The following is an 18498-nucleotide window of genomic DNA, read 5'->3' on the forward strand; positions in this document are numbered from 1 at the left end:
CCGGCGCACGGGCGGGTCAGGACCGCGCGGCCGTGGCGGCCCCGTCGTCGGCGTCCGCCTCGAACACCGTCGCGCCGGCCACGACCGTGCGGATCACGCGCGCCGTGAGCAGCGCCTCGTCGCCGACCTCGAACGGGTCGACGTCGAGCACCGCGAAGTCCGCGGCGAGGCCCGCGACGAGGCGTCCGCGGGCGTCGCCGTCGCCGCACGAGGCTGCGGCGTCGCGGGTCGCATGGCCGATGGCCTGCGCGAGCGGCAGCGCGAATCCGGGCAGCGCGGGCGCGTGCGAGGGGTCGAGCGCCGACTTTCGCGTGGCGGCCACGTACATGTTGTGCAGGGCCTCGTGCGGGGCGGTCGGGGCATCTGTCGAGAAGGCGAGCAGGGCGCCCGCGTCGACGTACTCGGGCCACGCGAACGCGCGTTCGACGCGCTCGTCGCCGAGCATCGCGACCCAGTTGTCGAAGATCGCGGGGTCGGCGTGCACGGGCTGCATCGACGCGGTGACGCCGAGGCGAGACATCCGCTCAGCCGTTCCGGGGGCCGCGTACTCGAGGTGCTCGATGCGGTGGCGGCGCGGCCGGTCGCCGTTCACCTCGGCGGCGTGCTCGAGCGCGTCGAGGGCGATCTCGCTCGCGTAGTCGCCGATCGCGTGCTGGGCGACCTGCAGGCCGGCGGCGTCGGCGGCCGCGACCACGGGGTTCAGCGCGGCGGGCGGCCAGATCGGCTCGGCGTTGGACCCGTCGGCGTACGGATGCCGCATCGCGGCCGTGCACGCATCGATCACGCCGTCGAGCACGAGCTTGATGCCCACGATGCGCAGCCACGGCGCGGTCGGCGCGGCGGATGTCTCGGCGGCGAGCCGTGCGGCCTCGGCGACCTGCGCGAGGTTCGCGGCGTCGTCGCCCGTGTTGGCGACGAACCAGTGCGCGGCCACCCGGATCGGCAGGCTGCCGCCGCGCCGCTCGGCCGCACGTCGGAACGCGGCGAGCCCGAGCCCGTCGAACGCCATGTCGACGACCCCGGTCACGCCGGTGGCGAGGTACGCGTCGATGGTGCGCTCGACGGCGGCGTCGCGGTCGGCGTCGGTCGTGGCGTTCGCGAGGTGGTCCCACGCGAACTGCTGCGCGGCGGTCTCGTAGAGCATGCCGTCGGCCTCGCCGTCGGCGTCGCGGCTGATACGGCCGCCGATCGGGTCGGGAGTGTCGCGCGTGATGCCGAGTTCGGCGAGCGCCGCGGAGTTCACCCAGCAGGAGTGGTAGTCGTTGGCGTCGAGGTAGACGGGCACGTCGGTGACGGCCGCATCGAGCATCGCGGCGGTCGGGGCGCCGCCCGGCACGGAGTCGAACAGCCACCCGCGACCGAGCACGCGCGGCGCGTCGGGGTCGGCCGCCCGTGCGGCGCGCAGCCGAGCCCGGATCTCGTCGAGCGTGCGCGCGTCGGTGAGCCCGACCCGGCCGAGCGCATCGCCCATCATCACGAGGTGGGTGTGCGCGTCGGTGAAGCCGGGCAGCACGAGGCGTCCGCCGAGGTCGACGATTGCGGCATCCGCGCCGGCGATCCGAACCGCGCCCGCCTCGTCGCCGACGTGGGCGAGCGTGTCGCCGTCGACGACGAGGGCCTCGGCCCAGGTGACGGCGGCCGAATCGGTATCGGTCGCAGCAGCGCCCGCCGGGGCATCCGCCGTGAAGATGCGGGCGTTGCGGAAGATCGTGCGGGTCATGCGGAGACCTCCTCGGTGTCGGCGGGCGTGGGGACGGCGGAATCGCGCGCGGCGACCCCGCGCTCGTGCCGGCTCGAGACGTGAGCGGCGAACGCGGCGGGCACGGCGAGCACGAAGCTCGCGACGCCGAGCACCACGGTGAAGCCCTGGTAGCCGAACGCCTGCGCGATCGCGGCGCCGATGACCGGCGTCAGCGCGGAGCCCACGAGGTACACGGCGAGCAGCGGGCCCGACCAGCGGCCGTCGACGTCGAGCGCGGCCGACGTCGAGACGAAGTACATGAACGCGATCGCGTACACGGTGTTCCACGCGATGAAGACCGCGATGAACGAGGCCTCGTCGGTCGTGAAGCCCTCGACGATCTTGAGCGCGCCGCCGAGCACGAGCAGCACGACGAGGGGCACGGCCCGGCCGAGCCGGTTGCCGACGATCATGAGCAGCACCGAGCCGACGAGTCCGCCGGCGGTGGCGCCGCTGAGCGCGAGACCGAGACCCTCGGGGGTGAGCGCGGCCTGCTCGGCGCCCATGACGCCGGCCATCGCCCAGAGCGAGTCCTCGCTGACGGCCCAGAGCGCGAAGGTCGCGAGCAGCACGATGCCGGCGACCGTGGTGATGCGGGAGGGGCGGGCGGATGCCGCGGCGCGGGCCTTCAGCGCCGGGATCGCCGAGGTCTCGGGCACCTCGAGGGGCACGGCCTCGGCGACGGCGCCGCCGGCTCGCGGGTCGAGCACGGGGGCCGCCGGAAGCCAGCCGCTCACGGCGAGTGCGACGACCGAGAACAGGGCGAGCGCGCCGAACACGTCGATCGGGGCGAGGCCGATGAGCGGGACGACCGCGAGGATCACGGTGACCACGGCGCGGTTGGCGAGCCCGTTGAAGCCGGCGACCCGGTCGGGGTTGGTGAACGCGGCGATCGCGGCGCCGGCCGACGCGACCGCACCGCCCGCGCCGATGCCGCCGAGGATGAGCCCCGCGATGACGAGGGCGGGCACCGTGACGAGCGCGGCGGTGCCGAATCCGAGGATCGCGGCGACCAGGCCGATGCGGGCGACGGCGAGTCGGCGCGGTCCGGCGCAGAGCGGCGCGATGGCGAGGCCCGTGATCGCGGTGGCGAGCAGGGTGGCGGTCACGATCCAGCTGGCGGTGAGCACGTCGCTGTCGAGCGCGCCCTGCAGCGCGGTGATCATGTACGGCGACAGGTTGACGCCGAGGTAGCCCGCGATGCCGATCGTGAACGTGGCGGTCGCGGTGGGCAGCCGCAGCGGAACGCGTGCGGCGAGGTCGAGGTCGGTCATGTTCGTTCTCCGAATGGGGCACGTCGTCGTGCGGTGGGATCGCCGGCCGGGGTGTCGCCGCGCGTTTAGCGAATGGTATTCGTTTATTATGCATACGACGGATGCCGCAGGGAAGCGGTCTAGCCTGATTCGGGACGTCCGGCCCGCGACATCCGACACCCGACGACGGAGGACACATGGCCAGGCCGAAGGTGCCGCTGCTCTCGGTCGAGCGCATCGCGGATGCCGCGCTCGAACTCGTCGACTCGGGCGAGCCGTTCGGGGTCAACGCCCTCGCGCGGCGCATCGGCGTCACCCCGTCGTCGCTGTACAACCACGTCGACGGACGCGACGGCATCATCGAGCTCATGCGCGGGCGCTTCTCGGTCGAGTCGGGCGCACAGCTGCAGCACGGCGCATGGCACGAGGTCGTCGCCGAGACCCTGCGCGCGCAGCGGCGCATGTACGCGCGGCATCCGAACCTCGTGCCCCTCGTCGTGGGCAAGACGATCACCGACCCGTTCGTCATCGAGAGCTACGACCGCCTCGCCACGACGCTGCTCGAGGCCGGGTTCCCCGACGACGAGGTGCTGGGCGTCATCGCGATCATCGACGCGTTCGCGATCGGCTTCGGCCTCGACCTCGCGTCGCCCGAGGAGGTCTGGCAGCCCCAGGGCGAGACCGCGACCCTCGGGCGCCTCATCGCCGAGTCGCCCCACGGCGACGAGCGCTCCGACCGCGCCTTCGAGCTCGGCCTCGACCTGCTGCTCGACTCGCTGCGCCTGCGGCTCGCCCGACACCTCGGCTGACGCGCCGCGCGGCGTGTAGCGTCTCGCACAGGGGCGCGTTCGATCGAGACGCATGCCACCGCGGGGGAGGGCCATGACGGACACGGGTCGGCAGCCGGTGCGTCTCGGCATCGGCAGCCTCACGGCGGTCGTCGTCGGATCGATGGTGGGCGCGGGGGTGTTCTCGCTCCCGGGGCAGTTCGCCTCGAACACGGGGGTGGTCGGCGCCCTCATCGCGTGGGTCATCGCCGGCACCGGCATGCTCATGCTCGCGTTCACGTTCCAGGCGCTCGCGAATCGCAAGCCGCACCTCGACGCGGGCGTCTACTCGTACGCGAAGACCGGGTTCGGCGACCTGCTCGGCTTCTTCTCGGCGTTCGGCTACTGGGCGAGCGCGTGCGTGGGCAACGTGACGTACTGGGTGCTCATCATGTCGACGCTCGGCGCGTGGGTGCCCGCGCTCGGCGAGGGCGACACGATCCCGGCGATGATCGGGGCATCCGCTGGATTCTGGCTGAGCTTCCTGCTCGTGCGACGCGGGGTGCGCGAGGCCGCGGCCCTGAACCGCATCGTCACGGTCGCCAAGCTGGTGCCGATCGTCGTGTTCATCGTGATCGCGCTCACGGTGCTCGACCCGCAGGTGTTCGCCGACAACCTGCTGGGCGCGCCCGACGCCGGACCGCTCTTCGACCAGGTGCGCGGCACCATGCTCGTCACGGTGTTCGCGTTCCTCGGCGTCGAAGGGGCGAGCGTCTATTCGCGGCACGCGAGACGGCGGGCGGATGTCGGCAGGGCCACCGTGCTCGGATTCCTGTCGGTGCTCGCGGTGTTCGCGTCGGTCACGATCGTGTCGTACGGGGTGCTGCCGGCCTCCGAGATCGCCGAGCTGCGCGAACCGTCGATGGCGGGCGTCCTGCAGGCCGCGGTCGGATCGTGGGGCGCCGTGTTCGTCAGCATCGGCCTCATCATCGCCGTGCTGGGCGCGTACCTCGCGTGGACGCTGATGGCCGCCGAGGTCGTCTTCACGGCCGCCCGCGACGGCGACTTCCCGCGGATCTTCGCGCGCATGAACGCCCGCGACGTGCCGACGGTCGCCCTGCTCGGGAGCACGATCTTCGCGCAGGCCGTGCTCGTCGTCGCCTACTTCTCGGCCGACGCGTTCGGCTTCGCGCTCGACCTCACGAGCGCGCTCGCGCTGCTCCCGCTGCTGTTCGCGGCCGGGTACCTGCTGAAGATCGCGATCCGCGGCGACGGGTATGTTCCGGATGCCGCGTCGCGGCGTTCGCGGCCCACCGAGATCGTGCTCGGGGCCGTCGCGACCGGCTACGTGCTCTTCCTGCTCGTCGGGGCGGGCCTCGAGCTGCTGCTCATCTCGCTCATCGTGCAGGCGCCGGCGACGCTGCTGTACTTCTTCGCCCGCCGCGAGAACGGGCGCCCGTTCATCTCCTCGCCGTGGGACGTGGTCGTGCTCGGCGTGGCCGTCGCGGGCGCCGTCGTCGCGATCGTCGGCCTCTCGGCGGGTTGGCTCGCGCTCTGAGCCCGGGCGCCCGGCCGCGGCATCCGTTCGCGCGGGTGTCGTGCACGATCCGTCGAAGTCGGCCCGTTGTGCGCGTGGGTCGGGCGAAGATCGACGGATCGACGGTGTTCGCCCCCGCGGCATCCGCTCGCTCGACGGATCGGCCCGGACGCGGCATCCGCTCGCCGAATAGACTGGCCGGGTGCCAGTGAATCCCGAGCTGCAGGGGCGGGTCTTCCCGCCGGCCGAGCCCTACCTCGTCGGTCGTGAGAAGGTGCGCGAGTTCGCGCGCGCCGTGTTCGCGACGAATCCGATCAACCTCGACGTCGACGCCGCGCAGGCCGCGGGCTACGCCGACGTCGTCGCGCCGCCGACGTTCGCGGTCGTGGTGCAGGAGCACACCCTCGCGCAGCTGCTCGCCGAGCCCGACGCGGGCATCGACTTCGCGCGCGTCGTGCACGGCGACCAGCGCTTCACGTCGTCGCGGGCGATCGTCGCGGGCGACCTGCTCACGGCGACCCTCACGGTCGCGAGCGTGAAGACGCTCGGACCCCACTCGATGGTCACGGCCGAATCCGCGATCACGGATGCCGCGGGCGAGCACGTCGTCACGGCGATCTCGACGCTCGTGGTGCGAGGAGACGAGTGATGGCCGACGTGACGACTCCTCCCGTGTTCGACGAGCTCGCTGTGGGCGAGATCGTGGCCGAGCGCTCGTTCGAGCTCACCCGCGATTCGCTCGTGCGCTACGCCGGGGCATCCGGAGACTTCAACCCGATCCACTACCGTGACGACGTCGCGGCATCCGTGGGCCTGCCCGGCGTGCTCGCGCACGGCATGCTGACCATGGGCTTCGCGGTGCAGCCGGTCGTCGACTGGGCGGGCGATCCGGGCCGCGTCGTCGACTACCAGGTGCGGTTCACGCGCCCCGTCGTGGTCGACCCGTCGTTCGGCGCGACCGTGACCGTCTCGGCCAAGGTCGGCCAGCTCGACGCCGAGGCCCGTGCCGCGCGCGTCGACCTCACGGTCAAGCTCGGCGACGACACGGTGCTCGGCAAGGCGCAGGTCCGCGTCGTCCTCGGCTGACATGGGCGGCGACCTCGAGACGACCGATGCGGCGCGGGCCGACGCGCCCGAGCCGACGTTCGCCGACCTCACCACGCTCCGCGTCGGCGGTCCGATCCGGCGGCTCGTCGACGCGACGACGCAGCGCGACCTCGTCGACTTCGCCCTCGAGGCATGGGTCGACGGCGAGCCGTGGATGGTGCTCGGCGGCGGCTCGAACCTGCTCGTCGGCGACGAGGGATTCGACGGCACCGTGATCCGCATCCGCACGCGCGGCATCGAGGTGCTCGCGGGCGATGACCGCCGGTCGGGGAGCGACGGAGGAGCGTCTCGAGACCAGGTCGCGGGCGATGACCGCCGGTCGAGGAGCGACGAAGGAGCATCTCGAGACCAGGTCGCGGGCGATGACCGCGGGTCGAGGAGCGACGGAGGAGCGTCTCGAGACCAGGTCGACGACCCGGCATCCGTTCGCATCCGGGTGCAGGCCGGCGAGGTCTGGGACGACCTGGTCGCGTGGACCGTCGATCGCGGATTCGCGGGCATCGAGGCGCTGTCGGGCATTCCCGGATGCGTCGGAGCCGCCCCCGTGCAGAACATCGGCGCCTACGGGCAGGAGCTCGCGTCGACGCTCGTCGCGATCGAGTTCCTCGACGAGGGGGCCGATGCACCGCGGCGCATCACGGCGCGCGAGCTCGAACTCGGCTACCGCACCTCGGTGCTGAAGCAGGGACTCGCGGGCATCGTCGTGTCGATCGAGCTCGACCTGCACGACACGGCCGCCGAGCGTGCCGTGCTCGGCGAGACGCTCAGCCGCCCGGTCGCGTACCCGCAGCTCGCGGGGGCGCTGCACGTCGACGTCGGCGACCGGGTGCCGCTGGCCCGCGTGCGCGAGAGCGTGCTCGAGCTGCGCGCCTCGAAGGGCATGGTGCTCGACCCCGACGACCCCGACACGTCGAGCGCCGGGTCATTCTTCACCAACCCGATCGTGAACGAGCACACCGCGCGGTCGCTGCCGGGCGATGCGCCGCGCTGGTACGTCGAGGCCGACCCGGTCGACGAGGTCGTGCCGCTCGCGGCGGGTCTCGAGGCGTCGCCGCTCGACCAGTTCCTCGCGCACCAGGCGTCGCTCGAGGCATCCGAAGCGCCGACGGATGCCGCACCGCAGCCCACGCTCGTGAAGCTGTCGGCCGCGTGGCTGATCGAGCACGCCGGGGTCGGTCGAGGGTTCCGCCTGCCCGGGTCGCGGGCGGCCGTCTCGTCGAAGCACACCCTCGCGCTGACGAATCGCGGGGGAGCCTCGGCCGAAGAGGTCGCCCAGCTCGCGAGGTTCGTGCAGAGCCGGGTGCAGGCCGAGTTCGGCATCCTGCTGCATCCCGAACCGGTCGTCGTCGGCCTCGACCTCTAGCGAGGGCCCGGCGCACTCGCCGGTCGAGGAGGCGCGCCAGCGCCGTCTCGAGACCAGCGGCGATTCCGTGTCATGTGGTCTCGAGACGCTCCTGCGTCGCTCCTCGACCGGCGGGGCTCCTGCGTTCCGGGGTCCGCCGGTCGAGGAGGCGCGCCGGCGCCGTCTCGAGACCAGCGGCGGTTCCGTGTCACGTGGTCTCGACACGCTCCTGCGTCGCTCCTCGACCGGCGGGGCCCCTGCGTCGCTCCTCGACCGGCGGGTGCTATCGCGCGCCGTGGTGCACGGGCGGCCGCGGGGGACCTGCCACGGCGGGAGCGGCCTTCGCCGTTCGGGCGCGTTCGCCGCGGCGGATGAGCCCGACGACGCCGAACAGGGCGACGACGACGCCGATCGCGATGAGCGCGAACAGCGCGGCCGCGAGCGGGCTGAGCACGGCGAGCCATTCGCCGACGTCGGCACGTCGTCCAGGATCGACCAGGATCCAGAGGGTGAGCGCGGCCGCACCGCCGAAGATGAGTGCCCACACGAGGGCACCCCATCGGATGGTCGGGCGAGCCACGGTCGCGGCCTCGGCGGCCGCGGCCCCGACGGTCTTGGTCTCGACGGCCAAGGTCTCGACCGCCGCGGTCTCGACCGCCGCGGTCTCGACCGCCTCGGAGTCGGAGCCGGCGTTGGGGTTCGGGTTCGTGTCTGGCATGTGCTCGCTCACTGGTTGACCTGGATGTAGACGGTGCCGGTCCGTTGCGTCAGCACGACGCGGGCGTCGATGCGCTCGTCGTCCGACGGGTCGCCGATGCCGGATTCGCCGCCGAGGAGGAGCGCCGAGGCGTCCTCGCCGCCGAGCTGCGGCCGGGTGATGACGCCCGTCTCGTCGCTGACGACGAGATCGAGGCGGCCGGCGTCCTCGGCGTCGAGCAGCACGCGGTCGTCGCCGTCGATCGAGAGGATCACGTCGCCGGCGCCCTGAGTGAGCTCGATGACCGGGGTCGGGCCGCTCGTCGCCGCGGAGTACAGGTAGGCGCTGCCGAGCGGCTGTACGATCCGCTGCGAGCGGGACAGGTCGACGACGACGTTCGGCCCGATGAGGTCGCCCTGCGTCGCGACGGTCGCGCCGCCGATGCCGGCGAGCATCGCGAGCGTCGTCATGAGCGTGAAGAACGCGAGGGCGCCGCTGCGGCGACGGCGGAGCGCGGCGACGACCATGCCGAGCGCGAGCACGAGGGTCGCGGCGGCGAGGGCGACGGGCACCGCGAAGGCGGCGACATCCGGATCTCCGAGCGCCCACAGGGCGACGGCCGCGCCGCCGACGAGCGCGAGGCCGAGGGCGGTGAAGACGAACGCGGCGCTCGCACGGGGGCGGCTCCGGCGGCGGGCGGCGCGAGCCGCGTCGGCCTGCGCGGCGAGTGCACGGGCCTGCTCGCGGTTCTCGGCGGCCGCCTGGGCTCGGGCGGCGCGCATCGCCTGGTCCTGCCCCGACTTCCACTCGGCGTGCGCGACGCGCCACGCCTCGTGCTGGGCGCGCCACTGCGCGATCGCGTCGGCGTCGGCGCCCATGGCGGGCACGGGCGGTTCGGTCGAGGGGGCGGATGCCGCGGGGGCGCCGGTGCTTCCGTCGAGGCCCGCGCCGCCGGGGCCGGCGGTCGCGCCCGAGTATGAGGCGGACGCGGCATCCGTCGACTGAGCGGATGCCGCATCCGCACCCGACGCGCGGGTGTCGCCGTGCGTCGGGGCCCCGGCCGTGGCGGCGGCTGCGGAAGCCGTTCGCGCGCCGACGCCGCCGGCCGGGGGGTTCTGGGGATCTGGGGCGGTGCGGCCTGCCAGCGCGGTCTGCGACGACCGGCGGGCGAGCCAGATGACGAGCGCGACGATGCCGCCCACGACGAGCAGGGTCCAGATGATGCGCAGCGGCACCATCAGGTCGAACCCGAAGATCGGGTCGGAGACGACGGGCCAGTCGTCCCACCAGTGCCAGCCGAGCCAGCCGCCCTGCACCAGGGGGATGAAGCCCAGCACGGCCATCACGGCGATGCCGACGACCGCCGGATCCACGATGCCGCGCGTCAGCCGCTCGAGGTGGATGCGCCCCTCGACGTCGGGCAGCAGCAGCCACGCGACCGCGTACAGCAGCACGAAGGGTGCGCCGAGCACCGCGACCACGACGACGATGCCGCGCACGATGATCGGGTCGATGCCGAGCCGGGCGCCGATGCCGGCGCACACGCCGCCGAGCCAGCCGGCGCGGCGCGGCAGGCCGAGACGTCGCAGCCAGGGGTAGAAGCCCGGGCCCGTGGCATCCGGTGCGGGCTCGTCGGGGATGCCGGCGCCTGTGCTGCCTTCGTCGGCGCCGGCGTCGCCCGCGCCCATCGAAGCCGAACCGACCGCCCCGCCGGCCGCCGACGCGGTCGACGCGGAGTCCCCCTGCGCGTCGTCTGACGCCGGGTCGGTCTGCGGGGCGGTCTGGTTCGTCTCCATGCCTCAAGGCTGGCAGCGTCGCCGACCGGCTCGCTATGGGGTGAGTCCCTGATTCGACCCTGAGCGTCGCCCCCGGGCCCGGCCGCGCGGCGCGGCGTCTGCTTGGATTGCTGACATGACCGAGGCATCCGCGATCGCAGGCCCGCGGATGTCGCGTCCGCGCGACTGCCTCGCCACGGGCGTCTGCGCGGGGCTGGCCGCGCATCTCGGCTGGCCGCCGGTCGTCGTCCGACTCGCGTTCGCGGTCACCGCCCTGCTCGGGGGAGCCGGCGTGCTGCTGTACCTGTGGCTGTGGGCGCTGACGCCGTGGGAGCCCGGCGAGGCCCGCCCGAGCCGACGCGCGCCGGTCGCGTGGCTGCTGGTCGCGGCATCCGCCCTCGTGCTCGGATTCGCCTGGATGCTCGGGGCGCAGGCGCTCGGCACGGGCAACGCCACCGTGCAGTGGTGGTTCGGAGCGGTGCTCGCGGGCGTCGCGCTCGCCGTGGGCGCCGGCGCGTGGGCGAGCTTCATCGACCGGCCCGAGCCCGAGCGCGGCCCCCGGCATGAGCTGACGATCCGGCTCGTCGCGACCGGCCTGCTCGCGGTCACGGCCCTCGCCCTCGTGCTCGGCGACGCCGCGAGCCGGCACACCGTCGCCTCGTTCACGGCCGCGCTCGCCGCGATCGTCGGCATCGCGCTCGTGTACGCGCCGACCCTCGTCACGGCGTGGCGCGACCTCACCGAGGAGCGCACGAAACGCATCCGCGAGGAGCAGCGCAGCGAGATCGCCGCGCACCTGCACGACTCCGTGCTGCAGACCCTCGCGCTCATCCAGAACCGGGCGGGCGCGACGAGCGAGGTCGCCCGCATCGCGCGGGCGCAGGAGCGCGAGTTGCGCGACTGGCTGTTCGACGGCGAGGCGCCGGCCGACCGCGACCTCGGCACCGAGCTGCGCGCGTTCGCCGCCGACCTCGAGATCGAGTACGCCGTCACGATCGACGTCGTCGCCGTCGGCACCTCGAGCGAGCGCGCGAGCGGCGAGGTCGCCGCCGCGGCCCGCGAGGCGATGCTGAACGCGGCGCGGCACGCGGGCGGCGAGGTGTCGGTCTACCTCGAGGCCTCACCCGAGCTGGTCGAGGTGTTCGTGCGCGACCGCGGCCCCGGATTCGACCCCGCCGAGGTGCCGGGCGACCGGCTCGGCGTGCGGCAGTCGATCATCGGCCGCATGCGCCGCGCCGGCGGATCGGCCGAGGTGCGCCGCGGGGTCGGGGGCGTCGGCACCGAGGTGCGGCTGCGGTTCCCCGCCGAGCGGGCGGCCACGGTCGAACGAGCGACAGGAGACATGAACCGTGGCTGAGGCATCCGCTCGACCGACTCACGACGGCGCCGTACGTGTGGTCATCGTCGACGATCACTCGATCTTCCGGTCGGGGCTGAAGGCCGACCTCGACGCGTCGATCGAGGTCGTGGGCGAGGCGCACGACGTCGAGTCCGCCGTGCAGGCGGTGACGGATGCCGCGCCAGACGTCGTGCTCCTCGACGTGCACCTGCCCGGGGTCGGCGTGCCCGCGGGCACGAGCGGCGGGGCCGAGGTGATCCGCCGTGCCGCGGCAGCCCTGCGACAGGCTCAGGACGGTGCCGTGCCCGCGACGAGGTTCCTGGCGCTGAGCGTGTCCGACAGGGCCGAAGACGTGGTCGGCGTGATCCGTGCGGGCGCCCGCGGGTACATCACGAAGGGGTCGTCGGGGGCCGACGTCAGCCGGGCCGTGCACGCCGTCGCGAGCGGAGACGCCGTCTTCTCGCCCAAGCTCGCCGGATTCGTGCTCGACGCCTTCGGCGCCGCCGGCGGCGAGACCGCGGCCGCGAGCGACGAGCTCGACCGGCTGTCGGCGCGCGAGCAGGAGGTCATGCGCCTCATCGCCCGCGGCTACGCCTACAAGGAGGTCGCGGCCGAGCTGTTCATCTCGACGAAGACCGTCGAGACCCACGTGTCGGCTGTGCTGCGCAAGCTCCAGCTCTCGAGCCGGCACGAGCTGACCGCCTGGGCGAACGCGCGACGTCTGCTCTGAGGATCCGCCGGTCGGGGCGTCCCCGTCGGTCGAGGAGCGAAGCGTCTCGAGACCTGCCGGGGGTCTCGAGACGGCGCCGGCGCGCCCCCTCGACCTGCGCCCGCCCCGCCGGTCGAGGAGCGAAGCGTCCCCCGCCGGTCGAGGAGCGAAGCGTCTCGAGACCTGTCGGGGGTCTCGAGACGGCGCCGGCGCGCCTCCTCGACCGGCGGCAACGCCGGTCAGCCGAGCGCGCGAAGGTACCTCCGCCGGGCGACGATCTGCGCGATCCGGAGCGCGGGGTAGAGCGCGCGCCACGGCCCGCCCGGCGCCGGCGCCGTCAGCGACCGCACCGTGAGGAACACGTCGTCGCCGTCGCGATGCACGATGAACGCCTCTTCGCCGTCGACCGGATGCCCGGGAAGCGTCCGATACGAGAACCCGACCCGCGACGAGGTCTCGACGACGTCCACGACCTGAACGGGTTCGCGCACGGTCACCCCGACGACGCGAGCGGTCACCGTCGACTCGGCACCGCGCGTGACGGGCCGCGCGTCGTCGACCGTGAAGCCGCTGCGGGTCTTCACCGCCCATCGGAGCACGTCTCGCGAGGCGCGGCGCCACACCTCGTCGCCGCGACCGATGAGGGCGGATGCCTCGGAGCGCCGGAACGGGCTCGACGGATCGTCGGCCCAGCTCGGCGATCCCGGGTCGGTGCCGCGCGCCGCCCCCAACGCCTCGAGGAGATGGTGGTTGCGTCGGCGGATCAGGCGGCGCAGATACGGGACGAGCACGAGGCGTTCCGCCAGCCGCCCGAAGACCGGCGAGGCGAGGGTCAGCGTGTCGACCATGACGGTGGTCTCGCCGTCTCGAGTGAACGAGTGCTCGTGGTGGAAGGAGCGGAACGGACCGCGAACCTGCTCGTCGACGAAGCGATCCGGCCGTTCGAGGGCGGTGATCCGCGATGTCATCGTGAACCAGATGCCGAAGTGCCGTGCACGCCAGGTCACGGTCTCGTCGAGGCCGATCGTGCCGGTGGTGACGCCCCCGACCGCCTGCTCGCCCGACTGGTCCATCGAGGCCACGTGCTCGTCGATGCTGAGGCAGACGTCGAACAACCGCTGCGCCGGCACGGTCGTGCGGGTCACGAGGGAGAACGAGCTGGCCATCCCTCGATCCTGTCAGGCCTTCCGCGGTCTGCCGTACCGAGGCCGGGAGGTCTCGGGATGCTGCGCGCCTCGACCGGCGCGATGGGGCAAGCCGGTCGAGGAGCCGCGCCGGCAGGGGCGCACGACGATCAGTTGATGATCTCGCCGCGCTCGTCCTCGCGGAGCTCGGCGAGCCGCTCCCGCCACGCCCGGAGCGCCTCGGGCGTCAGCCGTTCCCAGTCGTCGACCTCGCCGACGACCTCGAGCGGGGTGCTGCTGCGGTACGACCGCGTGGGGTTGCCCGGGAACTTCTTGTCGGTCACGTTCGGGTCGTCCTCGTATTCGCCGGTGGGCTCGACGAGGTAGACGCGCGGGGCGGCATCGCCGGGCGCGAGCTCGGCCGCCAGTCCCGCGCCGTTCGGCAGCGCGGTGAAGTAGATGTGGTTCATGACCACCTCGGGGCGGTAGTTCGATCGGAAGCCCGCCGTGAGCCGGTCGCCGACCCGGAGATCGGCCTTCGTGCCGTGGTAGAACGGGCCGTCGTCGTGTGCTGCGTTCACGGTTCGCCTCGCTCCTCACCGACGGTCGGGACTCGCCGATCCGTCTCGGACTGCAGTATAAGAAAAGACATTCCCAGTGTCATTGCTGATACCGCCGGGTGATCCGGCCGACGGCACTGTCGACGATGGCGCGGCCCTCGGATCACGAGCCCGCCCGCGCCAGCAGCTCCTCGCGCACCTGCCGGCGCAGCACCTTGCCGATGAGCGAGCGGGGCAGCTCGTCGAACGGCTCGATACGGCGGGGGACCTTGTAGGGCGTGAGACTCGTGCGCAGGAAGTCGCGCATGGCGGTCTCGTCGAATGCGGCGCCGTCGCGCAGTTCGACGGCCGCGGCGACGACCTCGCCGCCGTCGGCGCGTGGAAGCCCGACGGCGGCGGCGCCCCGGACGTCGGGGTGCGCGAGCAGCGCCAGCTCCACCTCGGACGGCGAGACGTTGAAGCCGCCCGTGATGATGAGCTCCTTCACCCGGTCGACGATCGTCACGAAGCCGTCGTCGGAGACGCGCACGATGTCGCCGGTGCGCAGCCAGCCGCCGGGCAGCAGCGTCTCGGCGGTCTCGGTCGGGCGGCGCCAGTACCCCTGGAACACCTGCGGCCCGCGGATGAGCAGCTCGCCCTCCTCGCCGGCGCCGCGATCGGTCTCGGGGTGCTCGGGGTCGACGACGCGGATCTCGGTGCTCGGGAACGGCACGCCGACGGTGCCCGGCCTGCGGGTCGGTCCCATCGGGTTGCCGACGGCGATCGGCGAGCTCTCGGTCATGCCGTAGCCCTCGACGAGGAGGCCGCCGGTGGCGTGCTCCCACGTGTCGACGGTCGTGACCGGCAGGCTCATCGCCCCCGAGATGGCGTAGCGGATGCGGGAGAGCGCCTTCGGGTCGGCGGCGGCCGCGGTCACGAGGGTGTCGTAGATGGGCGGCACGGCCGGCAGGAACGTGGGCGGCGAGTGGCGCGCGGCGTCGAGCACGAGTTTCGTGTCGAACTTCGGGAACAGCACGAGCCGGGCGCCGACGCTCATCGCGGTGGTCAGGCAGAGCGTGAGCCCGTAGGCGTGGAACAGCGGAAGCACCCCGTAGAAGACCTCGTCGCCGAGGTGGAGGCCGGGCACCCACGCGCGTGACTGCATCGCGTTCGCGCGCAGGTTGCGGTGGCTGAGCACCGCGCCCTTGGGGCTGCCCGTGGTGCCGCTCGTGTACTGGAGCACGGCGGTGTCGTCGAGGGAGGGGCGCGGATGCCGCGTGCTGATCGCCCGGCGCGAGGTGAGGCGTTCCCAGGGCACGAGGCCGCGCGCACGCGGTCTCGTCGAGAGCGCCGCGCGCGAGCGCCGTGCTTGCGGGATCGGCAGTCGCAGCGCCATCCGCTTGCCGAGGGGCAGCGCCCGCGTGAGGTCGACGGCGATGATGTGCTCGGGCCGGATGTCGCCGGGGAAGTCCGCGACGGTGTCGGCCACGTTGCTCCACACCACGGCGACGCGGGCGCCGTGGTCCTCGAACTGGTGCCGCAGTTCGGGCGGTGTGTAGAGCGGGTTGTGCTCGACGACGATCGCGCCGAGCCGCAGCGCGGCGTAGAAGGCGACGACGTGCTGCGGGCAGTTCGGCAGGATGAGCGCGACGCGGTCGCCGGCGGTCACTCCGAGCCGGCGCAGTCCCTCGGCGACGGCGCCGATCTGCGCGCCGAGGTCGTGGTAGCTCGTCTCGGCGCCGAAGAACTCGAGGGCGGTGCGCCGACGGTAGCGCTTCACCGACGCGTCCATCATGTCGACGAGCGTCTCGGCGGGTTCGTCGATCTCGGGCGGCACCCCCTCGGCGTAGTGCGCGAGCCACGGTCGGTGCTCATAGGGGTTCATGCTCGCCTCTCGGGCGGCCCGTCTGCGTCGGCGGCGGTTGCGACCGCCGCTGCCACGGCACATGCGGATGCCTCATCCCAGCGTAGGCGCGATCGCCGGCGCGTGCCCGTCGCCGCGAACATGCCGAGCATGCCGGATGCAGGAAACGAGGACCCATCCCCGCTCCACACGGGGGATGGGTCCTCGATTCCTGCAGGTCGAACCGGCGGTCAGCCCTCGCGGCCGGTCGCGGGGGCGTCTTGGGCGGGAGTGCTCCCCGTGGCCGTGGAGACCGTGTCGGGGGTGTCGTCGGCCGGCCCCGTGACGACGGTGCCGCCGTCGAGGAGCGCGCGCTCCGCGGCATCCGCCGACTCAGCGGCATCCGCCCGCGCCGCGGCATCCGCGTCGTCGCCCGAGATCGCCTCGCCGCGCGCGACCATGCCGGCCGTGTCGGAGAGCGGGATCTGCTTGAGGAACAGCGCGAGCACGAAGGCCGCGAGGATGAACGGGATGAGGTACCAGAACACGGGGGCGAGCGAGTCGGCGTAGGCCGTCACGATCGAGTCGCGCACGGGGTCGGGCAGCTCCGAGAGCTTCTGCGGGTCGAGGGTCGACATGGCCTCGCCCGCCTGCCCGGCGCTCGCGCCGGCGTCGGTGAAGATCTTCGTGAGGTTCTCGGAGAGGCGGGTCGTGAACAGCGCGCCGAAGATCGCGACGCCGAGGGAGGCGCCGACCTCGCGGAAGTAGTTGTTCGTGCTGGTCGCGGTGCCGACCTGCGTCGCGGGAACGGCGTTCTGCACCACGAGCACGACGACCTGCATGATGAGGCCGAGCCCGGCGCCGAACACGAACAGGTACACGCAGATCAGCCAGATCGGGGTCTCGGCCGCGAGCGTCGTCATGGCGAGCATGGCCGCCGCCGTCACGAGCGTGCCGGCGATCGGGTAGGCGCGGTACCTGCCCGATTTCGAGATCGCGATGCCCGACCAGATCGAGGTGCCCATCATGCCGACCATCATCGGCAGCATGAGCAGGCCGGACGCCGTGGCCGAGGCGCCCGAGGACATCTGCAGGAACGTGGGCACGAACGCGATGGCCGAGAACATGCCGATGCCGAGCGTGAAGCCGATCGCGGTCGCGTTGATGAACACCGGGTTCTTGAACAGCGAGAGCGGGATGATCGGGTCGTCGGCACGTGCCTCGACGACGACGAACGCGGTGGCCGCGGCGAGGAGGCCGACGCCCCACGCCCAGGTCTCGAGGGCGTCCCAGCCGTGGTCCGCGGCGCCGCCGAAGTCGGTGAAGAAGATGAGGCACACCGTTGCGGCCGAGAGCAGCATGACGCCGAGCACGTCGATCTTCTTCTCGGCCTTCTTGCTGGGCAGGGTGAGCGTGAACCAGGCGATCGCGAACGCCGCGATGCCGATCGGGATGTTGATGTAGAACGCCCACTGCCAGGTCATGTGGTCGACGAAGAAGCCGCCGAGCAGCGGGCCGGCGACGGCCGAGAGGCCGAAGATCGCGCCGAGCGGTCCCATGTACTTGCCGCGCTCGGAGGCGGGCACGATGTCGGCGATGATCGCCTGCGAGAGGATCATGAGCCCGCCGCCGCCGAGGCCCTGCATGGCTCGGAACGCGACGAACGCCCAGAAGGTCGGGGCGAACGCGGCGCCGACGGATGCCACGGTGAACAGCGCGATCGCGATGAGGAACAGGTTGCGGCGCCCGAGCACGTCGCCGAACTTGCCGTAGATCGGCATGACGATGGTCGTCGCGAGCAGGTAGGCGGTGGTGATCCACGCCTGGTACTCGACGCCGCCGAGCTCGCCGACGATGGTCGGCATGGCGGTCGAGACGATCGTCTGGTCGAGGCTCGAGAGCAGCATGCCGGCGATGAGGGCCGAGAAGATGATCCAGATCCGTCGCTGGGTGAGCACGAGCGGTGCGCTCGTCTGTGTTCGTGCAGTGGTCATGAGGGGCTTTCCGTGGTTCCGATGGGGCGGGCAGACGTGGCGGGGTTCGGGGTGCCGGCCGCGCGGGTCGCGGCGACGGAGGCGCGGAGGATCTCGGCGAATTCCTCGCGGCCGCCGTCGTCCTCCGCGAAGACGCGGTGTCCGGCGGCGTTCACGAGCGAGCCGATGACGACGGCGGCGGTGCGCGCGAGCGGGTCGCCCGCGGCGAGGCCCTCGCGCGTCTCGATCGCGGTGACGATGCGCTGCTCGAGCTGGCGGCCGGCGCCGATCATGTGGGTCAGGAGATGGGGTTCGCGTTCGATGAGGGCGTGCGGGTCGACGGCGTCGTGCTCGTCGTCCCACCTGGTCATCGTGGTGATGGCAAGTTCGGCGAGGCCGTCGAGCAGGGTGGGTGCGCCGTCGTCGCCGCGGGTGAAGGCGGCGAGGGCGTCTTCGTCGACGGCGTCGGCGTCGTGGCCGACGACGGCGGCCTCCTTGCCGGCGTAGTAGTTGAAGAACGTGCGACGGGAGACGCCGACGTCGGCGCAGAGCTCCTCGATCGTGAAGCCCGAGAGGCCGCGCTCGATCGTGAGCTGGCGGGCGCGGTGGCAGAGATCGCGCCGGGTGCGGTTCTTGCGCTGCTCGCGCAGGCCCGGGGAATTCGTTGCACTATCTGACACGAAGTGCAATTCTGCACTATTCGAGCCAGAGTGCAAAATAGAGCACCAGTCGGGTTCGGCCGACGTGGGGGG

At 72.8% G+C, this 18498-nt stretch carries 16 protein-coding genes; 7 read left to right on the forward strand and 9 right to left on the reverse strand.

Annotated elements, in window-relative coordinates:
• Positions 1-16 precede the first annotated feature (16 nt).
• Positions 17-1720 carry an amidohydrolase gene (locus GQQ92_RS12930; RefSeq protein ID WP_156999722.1) on the reverse strand — a complete coding sequence of 568 codons (1704 nt, stop codon included), beginning with the start codon at positions 1718-1720 and terminating at the stop codon, positions 17-19.
• The gene (locus tag GQQ92_RS12935; protein ID WP_156999723.1) at positions 1717-3015 is read right to left on the reverse strand and encodes an MFS transporter; all 1299 of its coding nucleotides are present in this window, start codon (positions 3013-3015) and stop codon (positions 1717-1719) included. The genes GQQ92_RS12930 and GQQ92_RS12935 overlap by 4 nt, the downstream gene beginning before the upstream one ends.
• Positions 3016-3191: 176 nt before the next feature.
• Here GQQ92_RS12935 and GQQ92_RS12940 point away from each other — a divergent pair, with 176 nt between their 5' ends.
• From GQQ92_RS12940 to GQQ92_RS12960, 5 genes are all read left to right on the forward strand, one after another.
• Complete coding sequence (locus tag GQQ92_RS12940) at positions 3192-3803, forward strand: TetR/AcrR family transcriptional regulator (protein WP_156999724.1); 612 nt, start codon at positions 3192-3194, stop codon at positions 3801-3803.
• 73 nt (positions 3804-3876) lie between these two features.
• Positions 3877-5319, forward strand: a complete 1443-nt coding sequence (locus GQQ92_RS12945) for a basic amino acid/polyamine antiporter (protein ID WP_197738251.1) — start codon at positions 3877-3879, stop codon at positions 5317-5319.
• Positions 5320-5500: 181 nt separating this feature from the next.
• The gene (locus GQQ92_RS12950) at positions 5501-5947 is read left to right on the forward strand and encodes an FAS1-like dehydratase domain-containing protein (RefSeq protein WP_156999726.1); all 447 of its coding nucleotides are present in this window, start codon (positions 5501-5503) and stop codon (positions 5945-5947) included.
• Entirely contained in the window at positions 5947-6384 is a 438-nt protein-coding gene (locus GQQ92_RS12955; RefSeq protein ID WP_156999727.1) for a MaoC family dehydratase, read from the forward strand. Before GQQ92_RS12950 ends, GQQ92_RS12955 begins: the two co-directional genes overlap by 1 nt.
• 1 nt (position 6385) lies before the next feature.
• The gene (locus GQQ92_RS12960; RefSeq protein WP_232057684.1) at positions 6386-7768 is read left to right on the forward strand and encodes a UDP-N-acetylmuramate dehydrogenase; all 1383 of its coding nucleotides are present in this window, start codon (positions 6386-6388) and stop codon (positions 7766-7768) included.
• 262 nt (positions 7769-8030) lie between these two features.
• On the opposite strand, the gene GQQ92_RS12965 is transcribed toward GQQ92_RS12960, so the two are convergent.
• Positions 8031-8465: a hypothetical protein gene (locus GQQ92_RS12965; protein WP_156999728.1), complete on the reverse strand. Its 435-nt coding sequence runs from the start codon at positions 8463-8465 to the stop codon at positions 8031-8033.
• A gap of 8 nt (positions 8466-8473) precedes the next feature.
• Positions 8474-10240, reverse strand: a complete 1767-nt coding sequence (locus tag GQQ92_RS12970; RefSeq protein ID WP_156999729.1) for a PspC domain-containing protein — start codon at positions 10238-10240, stop codon at positions 8474-8476.
• Positions 10241-10355: 115 nt separating this feature from the next.
• Here GQQ92_RS12970 and GQQ92_RS12975 point away from each other — a divergent pair, with 115 nt between their 5' ends.
• Complete coding sequence (locus tag GQQ92_RS12975; protein WP_156999730.1) at positions 10356-11576, forward strand: ATP-binding protein; 1221 nt, start codon at positions 10356-10358, stop codon at positions 11574-11576.
• Complete coding sequence (locus GQQ92_RS12980; protein WP_156999731.1) at positions 11569-12288, forward strand: LuxR C-terminal-related transcriptional regulator; 720 nt, start codon at positions 11569-11571, stop codon at positions 12286-12288. Before GQQ92_RS12975 ends, GQQ92_RS12980 begins: the two co-directional genes overlap by 8 nt.
• 218 nt (positions 12289-12506) lie before the next feature.
• On the opposite strand, the gene GQQ92_RS16845 is transcribed toward GQQ92_RS12980, so the two are convergent.
• The 5 genes from GQQ92_RS16845 to GQQ92_RS13005 form a co-directional block, all read right to left on the reverse strand.
• Positions 12507-13433: a DUF1990 family protein gene (locus GQQ92_RS16845; RefSeq protein ID WP_232057685.1), complete on the reverse strand. Its 927-nt coding sequence runs from the start codon at positions 13431-13433 to the stop codon at positions 12507-12509.
• Positions 13434-13561: 128 nt separating this feature from the next.
• A complete protein-coding gene (gene arr, locus GQQ92_RS12990) occupies positions 13562-13972 on the reverse strand; it encodes an NAD(+)--rifampin ADP-ribosyltransferase (protein ID WP_156999732.1) in 411 nt (136 codons plus the stop codon).
• A 142-nt stretch (positions 13973-14114) separates the two neighbouring features.
• Positions 14115-15878: a long-chain-fatty-acid--CoA ligase gene (locus GQQ92_RS12995; protein WP_269149183.1), complete on the reverse strand. Its 1764-nt coding sequence runs from the start codon at positions 15876-15878 to the stop codon at positions 14115-14117.
• Between the two features lie 146 nt (positions 15879-16024).
• Positions 16025-17767 (reverse strand): MDR family MFS transporter, encoded by a 1743-nt coding sequence (locus GQQ92_RS13000; RefSeq protein WP_156999734.1) that lies wholly within the window; start codon positions 17765-17767, stop codon positions 16025-16027.
• Positions 17764-18426, reverse strand: a complete 663-nt coding sequence (locus tag GQQ92_RS13005) for a TetR/AcrR family transcriptional regulator (RefSeq protein WP_156999735.1) — start codon at positions 18424-18426, stop codon at positions 17764-17766. Before GQQ92_RS13005 ends, GQQ92_RS13000 begins: the two co-directional genes overlap by 4 nt.
• Positions 18427-18498 lie beyond the last annotated feature (72 nt).

This window comes from Agromyces terreus, assembly GCF_009749465.1.
In the GTDB taxonomy this organism is placed as follows: Bacteria; Actinomycetota; Actinomycetes; order Actinomycetales; family Microbacteriaceae; genus Agromyces; species Agromyces terreus.

Excerpts from the sequence above, each read along its gene's own strand:
- GQQ92_RS12930 (WP_156999722.1), bottom strand. The coding sequence starts at position 1,720 with ATGACCCGCACGATCTTCCGCAACGCCCGCATCTTCACGGCGGATGCC.
- GQQ92_RS12935 (WP_156999723.1), bottom strand. The coding sequence starts at position 3,015 with ATGACCGACCTCGACCTCGCCGCACGCGTTCCGCTGCGGCTGCCCACC.
- GQQ92_RS12940 (WP_156999724.1), top strand. The coding sequence starts at position 3,192 with ATGGCCAGGCCGAAGGTGCCGCTGCTCTCGGTCGAGCGCATCGCGGAT.
- GQQ92_RS12945 (WP_197738251.1), top strand. The coding sequence starts at position 3,877 with ATGACGGACACGGGTCGGCAGCCGGTGCGTCTCGGCATCGGCAGCCTC.
- GQQ92_RS12955 (WP_156999727.1), top strand. The coding sequence starts at position 5,947 with ATGGCCGACGTGACGACTCCTCCCGTGTTCGACGAGCTCGCTGTGGGC.
- GQQ92_RS12960 (WP_232057684.1), top strand. The coding sequence starts at position 6,386 with ATGGGCGGCGACCTCGAGACGACCGATGCGGCGCGGGCCGACGCGCCC.
- GQQ92_RS12965 (WP_156999728.1), bottom strand. The coding sequence starts at position 8,465 with ATGCCAGACACGAACCCGAACCCCAACGCCGGCTCCGACTCCGAGGCG.
- GQQ92_RS12970 (WP_156999729.1), bottom strand. The coding sequence starts at position 10,240 with ATGGAGACGAACCAGACCGCCCCGCAGACCGACCCGGCGTCAGACGAC.
- GQQ92_RS12975 (WP_156999730.1), top strand. The coding sequence starts at position 10,356 with ATGACCGAGGCATCCGCGATCGCAGGCCCGCGGATGTCGCGTCCGCGC.
- GQQ92_RS16845 (WP_232057685.1), bottom strand. The coding sequence starts at position 13,433 with ATGGCCAGCTCGTTCTCCCTCGTGACCCGCACGACCGTGCCGGCGCAG.
- GQQ92_RS12995 (WP_269149183.1), bottom strand. The coding sequence starts at position 15,878 with ATGTGCCGTGGCAGCGGCGGTCGCAACCGCCGCCGACGCAGACGGGCC.
- GQQ92_RS13000 (WP_156999734.1), bottom strand. The coding sequence starts at position 17,767 with ATGACCACTGCACGAACACAGACGAGCGCACCGCTCGTGCTCACCCAG.